Source organism: Nocardiopsis flavescens (assembly GCF_900141985.1).
Lineage (GTDB): Bacteria > Actinomycetota > Actinomycetes > Streptosporangiales > Streptosporangiaceae > Nocardiopsis > Nocardiopsis flavescens.
On record NZ_FQZK01000003.1, the window covers coordinates 314551 to 329900 of the forward strand.

General features: G+C 73.8%; 16 protein-coding genes. 9 read left to right on the forward strand and 7 right to left on the reverse strand.

Annotated elements, in window-relative coordinates:
- Position 1 precedes the first annotated feature (1 nt).
- Both tsaE and alr read right to left on the reverse strand, forming a co-directional pair.
- Positions 2–523: a tRNA (adenosine(37)-N6)-threonylcarbamoyltransferase complex ATPase subunit type 1 TsaE gene (tsaE, locus tag BUE45_RS08065; RefSeq protein WP_073377021.1), complete on the reverse strand. Its 522-nt coding sequence runs from the start codon at positions 521–523 to the stop codon at positions 2–4.
- A gap of 190 nt (positions 524–713) precedes the next feature.
- On the reverse strand, positions 714–1838 hold the full coding sequence (gene alr / locus BUE45_RS08070) for an alanine racemase (RefSeq protein WP_073377023.1): 1125 nt from the start codon (positions 1836–1838) through the stop codon (positions 714–716).
- 127 nt (positions 1839–1965) lie between these two features.
- Here alr and BUE45_RS08075 point away from each other — a divergent pair, with 127 nt between their 5' ends.
- Positions 1966–2505, forward strand: a complete 540-nt coding sequence (locus BUE45_RS08075) for a DUF6069 family protein (RefSeq protein WP_073377026.1) — start codon at positions 1966–1968, stop codon at positions 2503–2505.
- 107 nt (positions 2506–2612) lie between these two features.
- On the opposite strand, the gene BUE45_RS08080 is transcribed toward BUE45_RS08075, so the two are convergent.
- Complete coding sequence (locus BUE45_RS08080) at positions 2613–3839, reverse strand: ROK family transcriptional regulator (protein WP_073377028.1); 1227 nt, start codon at positions 3837–3839, stop codon at positions 2613–2615.
- A 114-nt stretch (positions 3840–3953) separates the two neighbouring features.
- Here BUE45_RS08080 and BUE45_RS08085 point away from each other — a divergent pair, with 114 nt between their 5' ends.
- The 8 genes from BUE45_RS08085 to BUE45_RS08120 all read left to right on the forward strand — a co-directional run bounded on the left by BUE45_RS08085 (position 3954) and on the right by BUE45_RS08120 (position 12953).
- Positions 3954–5096, forward strand: a complete 1143-nt coding sequence (locus tag BUE45_RS08085; RefSeq protein ID WP_073377030.1) for a Gfo/Idh/MocA family protein — start codon at positions 3954–3956, stop codon at positions 5094–5096.
- The gene (locus BUE45_RS08090; protein ID WP_073377032.1) at positions 5093–6781 is read left to right on the forward strand and encodes a sugar ABC transporter ATP-binding protein; all 1689 of its coding nucleotides are present in this window, start codon (positions 5093–5095) and stop codon (positions 6779–6781) included. Before BUE45_RS08085 ends, BUE45_RS08090 begins: the two co-directional genes overlap by 4 nt.
- Positions 6778–7929, forward strand: a complete 1152-nt coding sequence (locus tag BUE45_RS08095; protein ID WP_073377035.1) for an ABC transporter permease — start codon at positions 6778–6780, stop codon at positions 7927–7929. Before BUE45_RS08090 ends, BUE45_RS08095 begins: the two co-directional genes overlap by 4 nt.
- On the forward strand, positions 7926–8981 hold the full coding sequence (locus BUE45_RS08100; protein WP_073377037.1) for an ABC transporter permease: 1056 nt from the start codon (positions 7926–7928) through the stop codon (positions 8979–8981). Before BUE45_RS08095 ends, BUE45_RS08100 begins: the two co-directional genes overlap by 4 nt.
- 2 nt (positions 8982–8983) lie before the next feature.
- Positions 8984–10186: a substrate-binding domain-containing protein gene (locus BUE45_RS08105; RefSeq protein ID WP_073377039.1), complete on the forward strand. Its 1203-nt coding sequence runs from the start codon at positions 8984–8986 to the stop codon at positions 10184–10186.
- Between the two features lie 11 nt (positions 10187–10197).
- Positions 10198–11055, forward strand: a complete 858-nt coding sequence (locus BUE45_RS08110; protein WP_073377041.1) for a sugar phosphate isomerase/epimerase family protein — start codon at positions 10198–10200, stop codon at positions 11053–11055.
- A gap of 160 nt (positions 11056–11215) precedes the next feature.
- Positions 11216–11896, forward strand: coding sequence for a hypothetical protein (locus BUE45_RS08115; RefSeq protein ID WP_073377043.1), 681 nt, complete (start codon positions 11216–11218; stop codon positions 11894–11896).
- Between the two features lie 52 nt (positions 11897–11948).
- On the forward strand, positions 11949–12953 hold the full coding sequence (locus BUE45_RS08120; protein ID WP_073377046.1) for a sugar phosphate isomerase/epimerase family protein: 1005 nt from the start codon (positions 11949–11951) through the stop codon (positions 12951–12953).
- A gap of 24 nt (positions 12954–12977) precedes the next feature.
- On the opposite strand, the gene BUE45_RS08125 is transcribed toward BUE45_RS08120, so the two are convergent.
- The 4 genes from BUE45_RS08125 to BUE45_RS08140 all read right to left on the reverse strand — a co-directional run bounded on the left by BUE45_RS08125 (position 12978) and on the right by BUE45_RS08140 (position 15276).
- Positions 12978–13214 (reverse strand): hypothetical protein, encoded by a 237-nt coding sequence (locus BUE45_RS08125; RefSeq protein WP_073377048.1) that lies wholly within the window; start codon positions 13212–13214, stop codon positions 12978–12980.
- Positions 13215–13308: 94 nt separating this feature from the next.
- A complete protein-coding gene (locus BUE45_RS08130) occupies positions 13309–13680 on the reverse strand; it encodes a hypothetical protein (protein WP_073377050.1) in 372 nt (123 codons plus the stop codon).
- A gap of 98 nt (positions 13681–13778) precedes the next feature.
- The gene (locus tag BUE45_RS08135; RefSeq protein ID WP_073377053.1) at positions 13779–14273 is read right to left on the reverse strand and encodes a hypothetical protein; all 495 of its coding nucleotides are present in this window, start codon (positions 14271–14273) and stop codon (positions 13779–13781) included.
- 307 nt (positions 14274–14580) lie between these two features.
- On the reverse strand, positions 14581–15276 hold the full coding sequence (locus BUE45_RS08140) for a carbonic anhydrase (RefSeq protein ID WP_073377055.1): 696 nt from the start codon (positions 15274–15276) through the stop codon (positions 14581–14583).
- Positions 15277–15350 lie beyond the last annotated feature (74 nt).

A 15350-nucleotide genomic window follows, 5' to 3' on the forward strand; every position in this document is an offset into this window, starting at 1 on the left:
TCTAGTCTTCCGTGTTCTCGTCGTCGGCGGGGTCGACGGCGACGGGCAGGTCGGTGTCCGCCCAGCGCCCGCCGACCGGGGTGAGGTGGACGGTGCGGGTGTCGTCGGGGTGGCGCTCGATCCGGATCTCCAGCCGGTCGTCGGAGAGCCCCTCGGCGACGCCCTCCCCCCACTCCACGACGGTGACCGACTCGGGGAGGGTCATGTCGAGGTCGATGTCGTCGACCTCGTCGGGCCCGCCGAGCCGGTAGGCGTCCACGTGGACCAGCGCGGGGCCGCCCACCAGGGAGGGGTGGATGCGGGAGATCACGAAGGTCGGGGAGGTGACCGAGCCGCGGACGCCCAGTCCCTGCCCCAGCCCCTGGGTGAGGGTGGTCTTGCCCGCGCCGAGCGGGCCGGAGAGGATCAGCAGGTCGCCGGGGCGGCTGAGGCCGGCCAGGGTGCGTCCGAGGGCGCGCATGGCGCCGTCGGTCGCGGCGGTGACCGCGGTGGACGCGTTCGCTGTGGTCGTCACGTCTGTCATCGGACTCGCAAGGCTGTGTGTCGGTACGGTTCGGGCGGTGGCCGACCGGGTCAGGGCACGACCGTCGGGTGGTGTGTCCCCCTCACCCCAGGTTAGGCGGGGTGGCGTGAGCGCGTGACCGGTTGTGGACGATCGGCCGGTCGTTCGCGCCGCGGCCCCGGGACCGGCCCGGGCACGGCCGCGCCGCGGGTCAGCCGCCGGCGTACTCGCGCGGGACGCGCGCGCCCACCCGGGTGACGATCTCGTACGGGATGGTGTCCAGGACGCGGGCCCAGTCCTGGGCGCTCGGCGCGCCCGGGTGCGCGGCGGGGTCGCCGAACAGGACCGCGTACTCCCCGGCGGCCACCTCGTCGTCGCCCACGTCGACGACGAACTGGTCCATGCACACGGTTCCGGCGATGACGCGCTCGCGCCCGCCCAGCAGGACCGGCCCCCGGTTGGTGGCGGCCCGGGGCACGCCGTCGGCGTAGCCGAGCGGCACCAGGGCCAGGGTGGTCGCGCGGTCGGTCACGTAGCGGTGGCCGTAGGAGACCCCGCTGCCGGCCGGCACCCGCTTGGTGAGGGCGACGCGGGCGCGCAGGGTCATCGCGGGCCGCAATCCGGGCACGTCGTAATCCGGGATCGGGGAAAGCCCGTAACTCGCGATACCACCGCGCACCAGGTCGAAGCGCGCCTCGGGCAGGGTGAGCAGGGCGGCCGAGTTGGCGATGTGGCGCACCTCGGGGGTGAGGCCGGCCTTGTCGGCGGCCTCCAGGGCGTCGTGGAACACGGAGAGCTGGGAGGCGATCGAGGGGTGCCCGGGCTCGTCCGCGCAGGCGAAGTGCGACCAGATCCCGCTCACCTCGACGTGCCCGGCGTCCTGGGCGCGGGCGGCCGCCTCCACCAGGGGGTCCCACTCGGCACGGCCGGTGCCGCCCCGGTTGAGGCCGGTGTCGATCTTGAGCTGGATCCGGGCGGTGCGGCCCAGGCCGCGGGCCGCCGCCACGACGGCCTCCAGCACGGCGGCGTCGCCGACGCCCAGGTCGACGCCCTTCTCCACGGCCTCGCCCACGGGCTCGCCGGGCGGGATGATCCAGGCCAGGACGGGCGCGGTGATCCCGGCCGCGCGCAGGCCGAGCGCCTCGCCGATGAACGCGGTGCCCAGCCAGGAGGCGCCGCCCGCCAGCAGCGCGCGGGCGGCGGGGACCATGCCGTGCCCGTAGCCGTCCGCCTTGACCACGCCCATGAACGCCGCCCCGCCGGCGCGCTCGCGGAGCAGCCGTGCGTTGTGGGCGATCGCGTCGAGGTCGACGCGGGCGTGCGCGAAGTGAGCCATGGTCCCAGTCTTCCACGTGTGGATTACCTGCGCGGAGCTTGGGTATGTGGCCTACGACCGAGTTCGGACGTATCCGGATGAATACGGAGTGCGACGATACTCGACGCCGTATATGGGGGTATTCGGCATGAGCGATTTCGCAGCTGAACGACCCGTCAACGCGGTTCGCCTGTGGTCCGGCGGCCTGGCGACGGCGGTGGTGGCCGCACTGGTGGTCCTGGTGGGCACCCTGTTCTTCAGGGGTGCGCTCGGGGTCCCGGTGCTGGCCCCGGAGGAGGCCGGCTACCTCGGCGATGCCGGAACGGCGGCGTACGCCTTCATGGCGGGCGTCGCGGCCCTGGCGGCCACGGCGCTGATGCACCTGCTGCTCGTGGCCGCGCCGAGGGCCCGCGCCTTCTTCGTGTGGATCATCGGGCTGATCACCGCCATCGCGGTGGTCACCCCCTTCACCCAGGGCGTGGAGGGCGCGAGCCCGGCCGCGACCGCCGCGATCAACCTGGTCGCGGGCGTGGCCATCGCCGTCCTGGTGAACAGTGTGGCGCGGACCGCCGTGGTCCGCCGCGGCGGTGAGCGCCGCACCACCGGGGAGAAGCCCGCCCTCCACCAGGAGGGCATCCTGCCCGACGTCGGCCAGGCCGAGTTCCGCGGGGAGCCGCGCGGCCTGTGATCCCCTGAACCCGGGTCACCGGGGGCGGAGCCGCAGGGCTCCGCCCCCTCCCCCGTGCCCCGCCCTCCCGCTGGCGCGGCCCGCCGGGCGGCGGTCCCGCACCGGCCTCAGCCGGCCCCCGCGGCGATGAGCCGGTCGGCCTGGTCCGGGCTCAGGCAGTGCTCGACGACCATGACCGCGGCGCCCACGACGCCCGCGCTCTCGGCCGCCGCCGACGACACGATGTTGAGGTGCTCCGTGGCCAGCGGCAGCGACCGCTGGTAGATGACCTCGCGCACCCCGGCCAGCAGGTGGTCTCCCGCCAGGGCCAGCGCGCCGCCGATGACGATGACCGACGGGTTGAACATGTTGACGGACGCCGCCAGCACCTCGCCGATGTCGCGGCCGGCCTGGCGCAGGGCGCGCAGCGCCGGGACCGACCCGTGGCGGGCCAGCTCCACCACGTCGCGGGCGCCGTGCGCGGGCACGCCTTCGGCGGTCAGGGCCTCGGCCAGGGCGGCGCCGCTGGCGACGGCCTCCAGGCATCCGGTGTTGCCGCAGCGGCAGGGCTTCTCCTCCCCGCTGGGAACGTGGATGTGCCCCATGTCCCCGGCCGCGCCCTGGGCGCCCCGGTACACGCGGCCCTCGCTGACGATGCCGCAGCCGATGCCGGTGGCGACCTTGACGAACATGAGGTGGCTGGCGGTGGGCCAGGCCGTGCGGTGCTCGCCGATCGCCATGATGTTCACGTCGTTGTCGACCAGCACGGGCACGGCCAGCCGCTCGCCCGCGTAGCCGGGCACGTCGAAGCCGTCCCAGCCGGGCATGATCGGCGGGTTGACGGCGCGGCCGGTGGAGTGCTGGACGGGGCCGGGCAGGCCGATGCCCAGGCCCAGCAGCTCGGAGACGTCGCGGCCGGCGTGGGCGAGCAGGGCGCGTCCGCGCTCCACCACCCAGTCGAGGACGTGCTCGGGCCCCAGGGCGATGTCGAGGTCCGCGCGCTCCTCGGCGAGGACCTCGGCGGCCATGTCGGTGAGGGCGAGCCGGGCGTGGGTGGCGCCCAGGTCGGCGGCGAGCGCCACCCGGGCCCGGGGGCGGAACGAGAACGTGGTGGGCGGGCGCCCGCCGGTGGAGACGGCCTCGCCCGCGGGGCCGATGAGGCCGCTGGCGAGGAGGGCGTCCACCCGCTGGGTGACGGTGGAGCGGGCCAGACCGGTGGCCCCGGCGAGTTCGGACCGGGTGCGGGGGCGGCCGTCGCGCAGGAGCCGGAGCAGGGTGCTGGCACCGGGCGCGGTGGTGGTGGGAGCGGCCCGGAGTCCCTGGGCCGCGGGGCCGGTCAGCGCATCTTCCGTCATGGGACAAGTCAAGCACAGGATCTATTGATCGTCTCGAAAGAGCCTATTGCGGTCACGTTTCTCAACTTCTGCTTGACCGTCGACATAAGTCCGGCGTACGGTGCCACCATGTCAGTGAGTAAGGTCACAAGCATCGGCAGCGGATCCGATGTCGGAGCGACCGTGCCGAACGCCTACCGGGCCGCCGTGATCGGCACCGGGTTCATGGGCCGGGTCCACAGCCACGCCGTCCGCGCCCACGGGGGCGCGGTCGTCGGGGTCGCGGGCTCCTCCCGTGAGAAGGCCGAGGCCTTCCGCTCCGCCAACGGCGTCGGGCGCGCCCACGCCGACGCCCTGGACCTGGTCCGCAGCGACGACGTCGACGTGGTCCACGTCTGCGTCCCCAACCACCTGCACGCACCCCTGACCCTGGCGGCCCTGGCCGCCGGCAAGCACGTGGTGTGCGAGAAACCCCTGGCCACCGACGCCGCCACGGCACGGGAGATGACCTCGGCCGCCGCGGACGCCGGCCTGGTCGCCGTCGTCCCCTTCGCCTACCGGTTCCACCCCATGGCCCGCGAGGCCCGCGCCCTGGTCGCGGCGGGCGCCATCGGCCGGGTCGGCCTGGCCCACGGCGGATACCTCCAGGACTGGCTGCTGTACCCGCAGGAGGACAACTGGCGGGTGGACCCGCGGATCGGCGGCCCCACCCGGGCGTTCGGCGACATCGGCTCGCACTGGTGCGACATGCTGGAGTTCGTCACCGGCGACCGGATCACCGCGGTCAGCGCCCTGACCGGCCGTTTCAACGACGTCCGCGACGGGCGCCCGGTGGACACCGAGGACCTGGTGACCCTCCAGTTCACCACCGCGGGCGGGGCCGTCGGCAGCGCCGTCATCAGCCAGGTCTCCCCCGGCCGCAAGAACAGCCTGGTGCTGGAGGTCTCCGGCACCGAGGGGTCGCTGCGCTTCGACCAGGAGCGCCCGGAGACCCTGTGGGCGGGCGGGCGCGGGCGGACCGGGATCATCTCCCGCGACGCCCCGGACCTGAGCCGCGACGCCGCGCGCCTGGCCACCACCCCCGTCGGCCACCCCCAGGGCTACCAGGACTGCTTCAACGCGCTGGTCGCCGACACCGCCGACGCCGTCTCCGGGGGCTCCCCCGAGGGCCTGCCGGTCTTCGCCGACGGGCTGCGCGCGGCGGTCATCGCCGAGGCCGTGCTCCTGTCGGCCCGCGAGCGCCGCTGGGTCGACGTATCCGAGGTGGACCGGGGATGAACGCCGCACCCCCCGCAGAACCGGTGATCCGCATGAGCGGGATCACCAAGTCCTTCCTGGGCGTCCGCGTCCTGCACGGCGTCGACCTGGAGCTGGAGCCGGGCCGGGTGCACGCCCTGGTGGGCGAGAACGGCGCCGGGAAGTCGACCCTGATGAAGGTCCTGGCCGGGGTCCACCCGGCCGACGGGGGCACCGTCGAGCTGGACGGCCGCCCCGTCTCCTTCGAGCACCCCGTCCAGGCCCAGCGGGCCGGCGTGGCCACCGTGTTCCAGGAGTTCAACCTGCTCCCGGAGCGCACCGTCGCCGAGAACGTGTTCCTGGGCCGCGAGATCCGGGGCCGGTTCGGCGCCGTGGACGGCCGCGCCATGGAGCGCGCCACCGCCGCGCTGCTCGCCGACCTGGACCTGGAGGGCATCGAGCCCTGGGCACGCGTCCGGTCCCTGTCGGTGGCCCAGCAGCAGGTGGTGGAGATCGTCAAGGCGCTCTCGCACGACGCCCGCGTCATCTCCATGGACGAGCCGACCGCCGCGCTGGCCGAGAGCGAGGTGGAGGTGCTCTACCGGATCATCGGCCGCCTGCTCGAACGCGGTGTGGCGGTGCTGTACGTCTCCCACCGCATGCGGGAGATCTTCGACCTGGCGACCCGGATCACCGTCCTGAAGGACGGTCGCCTCGTCGGCACCGTGGACGCCGCCGACACCCGCCCGGCCGACCTGGTCCGCATGATGGTGGGCCGTCCGGTCTCGTCGGTCTTCCCCGAGCCCCTGGAACCGGCCGGCGCCCACCACGGCGACGTGCGCCTGGAGGTGCGCGGCGGCGGCAACGCACAGCTGCACGACATCTCCTTCGAGGTGCGCGGCGGCGAGATCGTGGGGCTGGCCGGGCTCCAGGGCAGCGGGCGCACCGAGATCGCGCACGCGCTGTTCGGGATCGAGCGCTTCACCCGGGGCGAGGTCGCCGTCGACGGGCGCCGGGTGGACCCGCGCTCGCCGCGGACCGCGATCCGGGCGGGGCTGGTGCTGGTGAGCGAGGACCGCAAGACCCAGGGCCTGGCCCTGAACCAGTCGATCCTGGCCAACTCCCGCCTGGTCCTGGACGCCGTGTGGCCGTTCGGGTCGGGGGCGCGCGCCGCCCGGCTCCCCGGGGTGCTGTCGTCCCTGGAGCTGGTGGCGCGCGGCGGCAACACCCAGGAGGTCCGCTACCTCTCCGGCGGCAACCAGCAGAAGGTCGTGCTGGCCAAGTGGCTGGCCACCGAGCCCGGCGTGATGGTGCTGGACGAGCCCACCCGGGGCATCGACGTCGGCGCCAAGCAGGCCGTCTACCGGCTGATGCGGGAGCTGGCCGCGCAGGGCGTGGCCATCGTCCTCATCTCCTCCGAGCTGCCCGAGCTGATCGGCATGTCCGACCGCGTCGTCGTCCTGGCCGACGGCCGGATCGCGGGCGGCCTGCCCGGCGGCTCCGGCGAGGAGGAGGTCATGGCGCTGGCCACCGGCTCCGCGGCCGAGGCCGCCGGGCCCGGGGTGGAGGACCCCCGGATCACCGCGGCGGCCGGACAGGCCGACGGCGCCGCTCCCCCGGAGGGCACCGGCTCCGACACGGCCGCCGGCACCCCCGGCGCCCCCGGTTCCGCGGACACCCGTCCCGGTCCCGGCGACCCCGCCCGGCACGAGGAGGCCGCACCGTGAGCACCCCATCGGCCTCCGCACCCGCCGGGGTCCGCGCCCTGTGGGCCCGCACCGGCACCACCGGCCTGGTTTACCTGGCCCTGGCCCTGCTGCTGGTGCTCAGCACCGTCTACGTGGCGACCCAGGGCAGGAACCTCTTCACCACGGCCAACACCGTGGACCTGTTCACCCGCAGCAGCCTGCTCGGGTTCCTCGCCATCGGGCAGACCCTGGTCATCCTGTGCCGCTCCCTCGACCTGTCGGTCGGGTACGTGGCGGCCCTGTCCACCGTGGTCGCGGCCACCGTCATGGCGGGCGACCCCGCGCGCGTCCCGCTGGGGATCGCCGCCACGCTCGGCCTGGCGGCGCTGATCGGCCTGGCCAACGGCACCATCGTCACGTGGCTGCGGGTCAACCCGTTCATCGCCACCCTGGGCACCGGGCTCATCATCAAGGGGTACCTGGACACCAACTTCCAGGGCCCGGCCGGCGCGGTCCCCGCCGCGTTCCAGGCTTTCGGCTACACCCGTATCGGCGTGCTGCCGGTCTCCACCCTGGTCATGCTGGTGCTGGCCGTCGCGGCGGTCGTCTTCCTGCACCGCTCCCGCACCGGGTACCACATGTACGCGGTCGGCGGCGATGCCGAGGTGGCCCGCCTGTCCGGGGTCCGCGACCGGGTCCCCGTCATCACCGCGCACGTCCTGTGCTCGATGACCGCCGGCGTGGCCGGGCTGCTGCTGGCCGCCCGGTTCGGCACCGGCAGCGCCCTGGTCTACAACAACGGCTACGAGCTGGAGGCCATCGCCGCGGTGGTGCTCGGCGGGACGTACCTGCTGGGCGGGCGCGGCGGCGTGGCCGGGACCATCGCCGGGGTGTTCATCCTGGCCACCCTCGACACGGTGTTCAACGTGCTGGCGGTGGACCCGTTCGTCAAGGACGTGCTGCGCGGCGTCATCGTCATCGCGGCCGTCGCCATCTACGCCCGCGGCCGGCTGTCCCGGTCCGCGGTGCGGGTCCGCTTCCCCTCCGGCGGTCCGCCGCCACCCGCTCCCGGAAAGGACCCGGACACCGGTCCGCCACCGCCCGGCGGCGCGGGCACGGACGGCGCCCGGCGGGCGCCCGCACCCGTCGCCCCCGCGGCCCCCGTCACCGAGGGAGGCGGCCGATGACCGAGACGCCCGCCCGGCGCTCCGCGCCCCTGGCCCTGCTGTCCTCGCTGGGGCGGGGCGGCACCGCCACCGTGCTCCTGCTGCTGGTGCTGATCTTCGTGGTCATCGCCACCCGGAACCCGTCCTTCTTCGAGGGACCGCCGCTCATGGCCTTCGCCAAGAAGGCGGCCCCGCTCATCATCCTGGCCGTGGGCCAGTACCTGGTCATCGTGTCCGGGGAGTTCGACCTGTCGGTCGGGTCCCTGGTCGGCGCCCAGGTCGTCATCGCGGCCCGGCTCATCGACGGCGAGGAGGGCATGACCCTGCCGGTCATCCTCGTCATGCTCGCCTTCGGCCTGCTGGTGGGGCTGGTCAACGGCCTGATCACGACGCTGCTCAAGGTGCCGTCGATCATCACCACCCTGGGCATGATGCTCGTCCTGTTCGGCGCGGTCCGCTTCTGGACCGGGGGTGCGCCCACCGGCTCCCTGTCCGAGGCGTTCCGGGTCCCGGGCCGGGGCGGGATCGAGGGGGTGCCGTTCCTGGGGCAGCTGCCCTGGGCGGTGCTCATCGCCCTGGCGCTGACCGTCGGCGCCGTGTTCCTCATGCGCTCGCCCTTGGGCCGCTCCCTGATGGCGACCGGCGACAACGACGTCGCCGCCGCCTTCTCCGGGGTGCGGGTCCAGCGGGTGCGCACCCTGGCCTTCGTCGGCTCCGCCCTCATGGCGACCGTCGCGGCGATCCTCATCGGCGGCTTCGCCGGGGTCACCGCGCAGGTCGGCCAGGGGATGGAGTTCACCGCCATCACCGCTGTGGTGCTGGGCGGCGTGGTCCTGGGCGGCGGCCGCGGGACGGTCGTGGCCGCCGCCCTGGGCGCCCTCACCGTCGAGGCGCTCTTCACCCTGTTCAACCAGCTTTACCTGCCCTCCACCATCCAGCCCTCGGTGCAGGGATTCATCATCATCGCCGCGGTGGCCTACGCCGCACGCCGGGGCGATCTGCGACCGCCGGGGCGCCCGCGCCGGCGACCGGACCACGAACCCGAGCGACAGCTCGGGACCCCCAGGAGGTAATCATGCGCGTCTCACGCATGCTGCTCGCCGGCACCGCCGGTCTGACACTGATGCTCTCGGCGTGTACCACCGACGCCCCCGACGACGCCGCGGGAGGCGGGGGCGGCGCCGAGATGACCCCCGACGCGGAGTGGTTCGACCAGGAGGAGTTCGACGCCCAGCTCGCCCAGCGCGAGATCGAGCCGGAGGGCCCGGCCGACGAGCCCTGGCTCCAGGCGATCGAGCCGGAGTGGACGGACACCTCGGAGTTCGTGCACGACTCCCCGGAGGACGCCACCCTGTGCTTCTCCAACGCCTCGGTGTCCAACCCGTGGCGCGTCACCGGCTTCATCACCATGGAGCAGCAGGTGGAGGCGCTCCAGGAGGAGGGCCGCATCGGCGAGTTCCGGGTGTCCGACGCCGCCGACGACGACAACCAGCAGATCTCCGACATCCAGGCCTTCGTGGACTCCGGTGACTGCGACGCCATCCTCATCTCGCCGTCCACCACGGCCACCCTGACCCCGGCGGTGGAGACCGCCTGCGAGAGCGGCGTCCCGGTCGTGGTGTTCGACCGCGGCGTCAACAGCGACTGCATGGTGACGTTCATCCACCCCATCGGCGGCTACGCCTACGGCGCCGACGCCGCGGAGTTCCTGGTGGACAACCTGGAGCCCGGCTCCACGGTGCTGGCGCTGCGCATCCTGCCGGGTGTGGACGTGCTGGAGCACCGCTGGGCCGCCGCGCAGCAGATCTTCGGCGGGAGCGAGCTGGACGTGCTCGGCTACGAGTTCACCGAGGGCGACGGCGCCAAGATCAAGGACCTGGTCTCCCAGCACCTGCAGCGCGGCGAGGTCGACGGCATCTGGATGGACGCCGGTGACGGCGCCGTGGCCGCCCTGGAGGCGTTCGAGGACGCCGGCCGGCCCTACCCGGTGATCTCCGGCGAGGACGAGCTGAGCTTCATGCGCAAGTGGGACGAGGAGGGGCTGACCGCGGTCGCGCCGGTGTACTCCAACTTCCAGTGGCGGACCCCGGTCCTGGCCGCGTCGATGATCCTGGCCGGGGAGGAGGTCCCCGCGGAGTGGATCCTGCCGCAGGAGCCGATCGGCCAGGGCGAGCTCCAGGAGTTCCTGGACCGCAACTCCGACATGCCGTCGCTGCACTACGCCAAGTTCGGCGGGGAGGACCTGCCCGGGTTCCCCGAGGCCTGGACCGACCGGTAGGAGGAGGGCACATGCGCGCGCTGGGGGTCAACACCTGGGTGTGGACGTCGCCGCTGACGGGGGCCGGTCTGGAGGAGATCGCCCCGCGGGTGGCCGCGTGGGGGTTCGACGTGGTCGAGCTGCCCGTGGAGGACGTCGGCGACTGGGACCCCGGCCGCGCCCGGGACCTGCTGGACGGCCTGGGCCTGGCGCCCCGCGTCGTCCTGGTCATGGGCCCGGGTCGGGAGCTCGTCGCGACCGACCCGGGCACCCGGCGGGCGACGCAGGACTACCTGCGGGCGGTGGTGGACGCGGCGGCGGCGGTCGGGTCGCCCGTCGCCGCCGGCCCCGCCTACGCGTCGGTGGGCCGCACCTGGAGGATGTCCGCCGCGGAGCGGGCGTCGCTGGCGGCGGAGCTGGCCGACGCCCTGGGGCCGGTCGTGGAACACGCCGCCCAGGCGGGCGTCCGGCTGGCGGTGGAACCGCTCAACCGCTACGAGACGAGCGTCCTGAACACCGTCGGCCAGGGACTGGAGCTGCTCGCCGACCTGCCGTCGGAGCACTGCGGCCTGGCCCTGGACGTCTACCACATGAACATCGAGGAGCAGGGGATACCGGAGGCGATCCTGCGGGCGGGCGACCGGGTCGCCCACGTGCAGGTCTGCGCCAACGACCGGGGCGCCCCCGGAGCCGACCACCTGGACTGGCACGGGATCGTCGGCGCGCTGGACGCGATCGGCTACTCAGGCCCCCTGGTCATCGAATCGTTCACCGCGGAGAATGCCACCATCGCCACCGCGGCCTCCGTATGGCGGCCGCTGGCGGCGACCCAGGACGCGATCGCCGTCGACGGTCTGGCGTTCCTGCGGTCCCTCCTGAGCGAAAGGTGAAGGGGTGAGGGGCGGCGGGACGGCCTCCGTCTCCGACCGTGCGCGCACAGCGGTCGGGGCGGCCACGCGTCCCGTACGGCACGCCCCCACCCCGCTCGGTTCCGCGCTCGCCGGAAAGCGCCGCCGGACGCAGGGTGACTCCCACCCGCTAGGAGACACCATGCCCGCCGACCACCGGACCCCCCTGACCGGAGAAGACCAGGCCCCTCCGCCGGAGGAGTTCCCCGAACCCTCGCGCACCACCCCCCTGACCTGGTGGCTCACCATCGGCGCGATGGCCGTCGTGATGGCCCTGATCGCCGCGCTCGTCCTCTCCTCCGGGGAGGAGGGGCCGACCGCCGACCCGGGCGCCGTGGACGCGCTGGCCGAGGCCGCGCAGGCGGCGCACGACGACCTGGCCCCGGTCCTGGCCGAGATGGAGGAGTGGCTGCCCGCCGACGGCTCGCACCCCTCCCTGGAACCCGCGCAGGCGTCGGCCGTGCACGGGTGGCGGACCGCGGCGCACGGGGCGGTCGCCGGCCTGGCCGCCGGGGAGGGCGCCGACCCCGTCCGCGCCGCGCTGATCTCCTCGGCGTCGCTGCTGGTGGTGGTCGCCGACACCTACTCCAAGGCCGCCCTGGTCGAGGACGAGGACCTGCGCATGGACCTGCTGCACGTCGCGATGGACGTGCGCAACGAGGCGGTCGTGGGCTGGTCCGCGGCGGCCTCGCACCTGGACGAGGCGGCCCTCGCCGCCGGGCTCGGCCACGTCCACGTCCACCTGCCCGCGCCGGAGGGCCTGGGCGCCCTGGAGCCCGACGGCACCGCGGGGGCCCGGTCCGGGCACGAGGACCGGCACTGACGACCGCCCCGGCCCGTACGCGGGCCGGGGCCCACCGACGAAAGGCCCGACCATGGCACGACCAGTCACCCTCTTCACCGGACAGTGGGCCGACCTGCCCTTCGAGGAGGTGTGCTCCCTGGCCTCCTCCTGGGGCTACGACGGGCTGGAGATCGCCTGCTGGGGCGACCACCTCGACGTCACCCGGGCCGCCGTGGACGACGACTACGTCCGCGACCGCCTCGGCATCCTCCAGCGGCACGGCCTGGGGCTGTGGGCGATATCCAACCACCTGCTGGGCCAGGCGGTCTGCGACGACCCCATCGACCACCGGCACAAGGACATCCTGCCCTCGCGCGTGTGGGGCGACGGCGACCCCGAGGGTGTGCGCCGGCGGGCCGCGGAGGAGATGAAGACGACCGCGCGGGCCGCGGCGCGGCTCGGGGTGTCCACGGTGGTGGGCTTCACCGGGTCCGCGATCTGGAAGTACGTGGCGATGTTCCCGCCGGTGGGCGAGGACGTCATCCGGGCCGGGTACCGGGACTTCGCCGACCGGTGGAACCCGATCCTGGACGTGTTCGACGAGGTGGGGGTGCGGTTCGCGCACGAGGTGCACCCCTCGGAGATCGCCTACGACCACTGGTCGACGGAGGCGGCGCTGGAGGCCGTGGGGCACCGGGAGGCGTTCGGCCTGAACTGGGACCCCAGCCACATGGTGTGGCAGGACATCGACCCGGCCGCGTTCCTGTGGGACTTCCGGGACCGGATCTACCACGTGGACTGCAAGGACACCCGCAGGCGGACCGGCAACGGCCGCAACGGGCGCCTCGGGTCCCACCTGCCGTGGGGCGACCCGCGGCGCGGCTGGGACTTCGTGTCCACCGGTCACGGGGACGTGCCCTGGGAGGACTGCTTCCGGGTCCTGAACTCCATCGGCTACACCGGCCCCCTCTCGGTGGAGTGGGAGGACGCGGGGATGGACCGGCTGGTGGGCGCCGCCGAGGCGGTGCGGTTCGTGCGCTCGCACGCCTACGACCCGCCGGAGGCGTCCTTCGACTCGGCGTTCGGCTCGGACTGAGCCCCGGGCGGCCCCGGCCCCGGGTCACATCATCGGGGCGATGACCACCCGGTACCCGCGGTCGCCGGCGACGACGTCGCGCCGGAAGTCGTTGACCCGGTTGACGGAGTCCTGGACGGCCCGGCCGCTGAACGCGGCCGGGTCGGCGCGGGGCAGGCGGGCGAGGACGGCGCGGACCGCCTCGTCGACGGAGAGCACCGTCTCCCGGTGCTCCGGGACGATGCGCGCGTCGTCGAGGCGGCTGATGGCGATCCGGAACATGGCCGGTTCTCCTCGGGCGTGGGGGCGGCTGTGGGAGAGCGGGGTCTTCCGCAATTGTCCCCCATCGCCGCCCCGCCCGTTCCGGACCCGGCGGTCAGACCTCCAGGGTCTCCTCGATGCCCCGGAGGCGGTGCCGGGCCAGGGCGAGGTTGCCCCGGGAGCGGTCCAGCGCCAGGTAGAGGAAGAGCCCTTGGCCCTTGCGGCTGGTGAGCGGGCGGATGACGTGGTACTGCCCGGACAGCGTGATGAGGATGTCCTCGATGGCGTCGTTGAGGCCGAGCTGGTCCATCGTGCGCATCTTGGCGCGGACGACCTCGGTGTTGCCCGCCGCGGCGACGGTGAGGTCCAGCGTGTTGGTGGACGCGAGGGTGCCCAGCGCCATCCCGCTGCTGTAGTCGACGACGGCGGCGCCGACCGCCCCGTCGATCTCCATCATCTCTTTGAGGCCGGCTTCGATGTTCGGCATGTCCTTCTCTCTCCTTTGAGTGGTTCGGCGCGTCCGTTTCCGGTCGGCCATCCAGCGGCGCATACCGTGGACCGCGCGGCGCGGGGAGGTCCCGCCGGTCACACGGTCACCGCCCGGTCGGGGCGGTCGACGGGCAGGGTGCGCAGCGCGGCGAGGACGCGCTCCAGGACGCCGCGGTCCACGGGTTCGGCCCGGCGGGGCCGGGGGACGGGTCCCCGGCCCGGCAGCCGGGGGCGGTCGCGGCGGGGCGCCGGCTCCCGGGCGGTGCGGGCGAGGCGGCGCAGTTCCCGCAGTGCGAAGCCGAGGTTCCCCTCGTCCCGGCACACCCGGATCCGCAGGCACAGGTCCGCCGACGCGGCCAGGACGGCCGCCAGGACGTGGTTCCGGGCGTCGGAGACCACGACGTCCTCCAGCCCCTGGTCCGCGCAGAGCGGGCCCTCCAGCACGGCCCGCAGGACCGCCACGGCGTCGTCGGCGGTGTCGGCGGCGCCGACGTGCGCGAGGGTGCGCCCGCTCCGCCAGTCGACGAGGTGGACGCTGCGCACGCCGGGGGTCTGGAGCAGGTCCCTCATCTGTCGGTCGATCGCGCGCACATCGGTCCTTCGCGGAGACGGGGTCGGGCGGCCCGCGGCGGACGGGGCCGCGGGCCGCCCTTGCACGGACAGGCACGACGATAGGCGCATTCGCTCCTTTTCGCTGGCTTTCCAGAGATTTATTTAGTAATGCCTGATAGGAGGGCCGCGTCGACAACGGAGAAGCGAAAATTTCACACACGACCCAACCGTCACAGGACAAAGAAAACGGCGACCGCCCGAAATAATACGGGCGATCGCCTTTATTGCCGTGTGGGTTTTTCGGGCCCTTCAGCCCGAGCCCCGCGAACGGCGCCGGAGGTTCGACTCAGAGCCAGTCGACGCCGTACCCCCGAAGGTCGTAACGCGCCGCGACGATGTCCAGGTCGCCCGCCTCGACGAACGGCCGCAGCTCCTCGTCCCGGCGGAGCAGGTCCGCCACGTGCACGGCGTTGGCCCGCACGCAGTCCTCGATGAAGTCGTCGCCGTCCTCGGGGGTCGACTCGACGACCTCCAGGATCTGCTCGACGAGGTAGCCGACGTGGCCGTGCGGGAGTTCCCCGGTGCGGTGCGCCTCCACGGCGGCGCTCACCGCACCGCAGGAGGAGTGGCCCTGCACCACCACGAGCGGGACCGCCAGGTGCTCGACGGCGTAGACGATGCTGCCGAGCACCGAGGAGTCCAGGACCTCGCCGGCCGAGCGGACGGTGAACAGGTCGCCCAGGCCCCGGTCGAAGACCAGCTCCGGGGCGACGCGCGAGTCGGCGCAGCCGAGGATCAGGGCGAAGGGGTTCTGCCCCTGCGCCACCTCGATCCGGCGGTTGCGCCCCTCGTTGGGGTGGCGGGAGGCGAATCGGCGCCAGCGCCGGTTCCCCTCTTTGAGAAGTCGCAGTGCCTCGTGCGCGCCCCCCGCGAACGGGAGGCCGGGTTCGGCCCAGGCCGGCGCGGGAGCCGCGGTGGCCAAGGCGACTCCGGCACCGCCCAGAAGGGAGGCGCGCAGGGCGTGACGACGTGAAATGGCCATGGGGAGTCTCGTTTTTCTCAGTATCGGGGCGGATTGCGCCCGCGGACAAAGAAAGCGGAGAAAAACTACGCTTT

Coding starts and splice junctions, on each gene's coding strand:
- tsaE (WP_073377021.1), bottom strand. CDS start 523: ATGACAGACGTGACGACCACAGCGAACGCGTCCACCGCGGTCACCGCC.
- alr (WP_073377023.1), bottom strand. CDS start 1,838: ATGGCTCACTTCGCGCACGCCCGCGTCGACCTCGACGCGATCGCCCAC.
- BUE45_RS08075 (WP_073377026.1), top strand. CDS start 1,966: ATGAGCGATTTCGCAGCTGAACGACCCGTCAACGCGGTTCGCCTGTGG.
- BUE45_RS08080 (WP_073377028.1), bottom strand. CDS start 3,839: ATGACGGAAGATGCGCTGACCGGCCCCGCGGCCCAGGGACTCCGGGCC.
- BUE45_RS08090 (WP_073377032.1), top strand. CDS start 5,093: ATGAACGCCGCACCCCCCGCAGAACCGGTGATCCGCATGAGCGGGATC.
- BUE45_RS08100 (WP_073377037.1), top strand. CDS start 7,926: ATGACCGAGACGCCCGCCCGGCGCTCCGCGCCCCTGGCCCTGCTGTCC.
- BUE45_RS08105 (WP_073377039.1), top strand. CDS start 8,984: ATGCGCGTCTCACGCATGCTGCTCGCCGGCACCGCCGGTCTGACACTG.
- BUE45_RS08110 (WP_073377041.1), top strand. CDS start 10,198: ATGCGCGCGCTGGGGGTCAACACCTGGGTGTGGACGTCGCCGCTGACG.
- BUE45_RS08115 (WP_073377043.1), top strand. CDS start 11,216: ATGCCCGCCGACCACCGGACCCCCCTGACCGGAGAAGACCAGGCCCCT.
- BUE45_RS08120 (WP_073377046.1), top strand. CDS start 11,949: ATGGCACGACCAGTCACCCTCTTCACCGGACAGTGGGCCGACCTGCCC.
- BUE45_RS08125 (WP_073377048.1), bottom strand. CDS start 13,214: ATGTTCCGGATCGCCATCAGCCGCCTCGACGACGCGCGCATCGTCCCG.
- BUE45_RS08130 (WP_073377050.1), bottom strand. CDS start 13,680: ATGCCGAACATCGAAGCCGGCCTCAAAGAGATGATGGAGATCGACGGG.
- BUE45_RS08140 (WP_073377055.1), bottom strand. CDS start 15,276: ATGGCCATTTCACGTCGTCACGCCCTGCGCGCCTCCCTTCTGGGCGGT.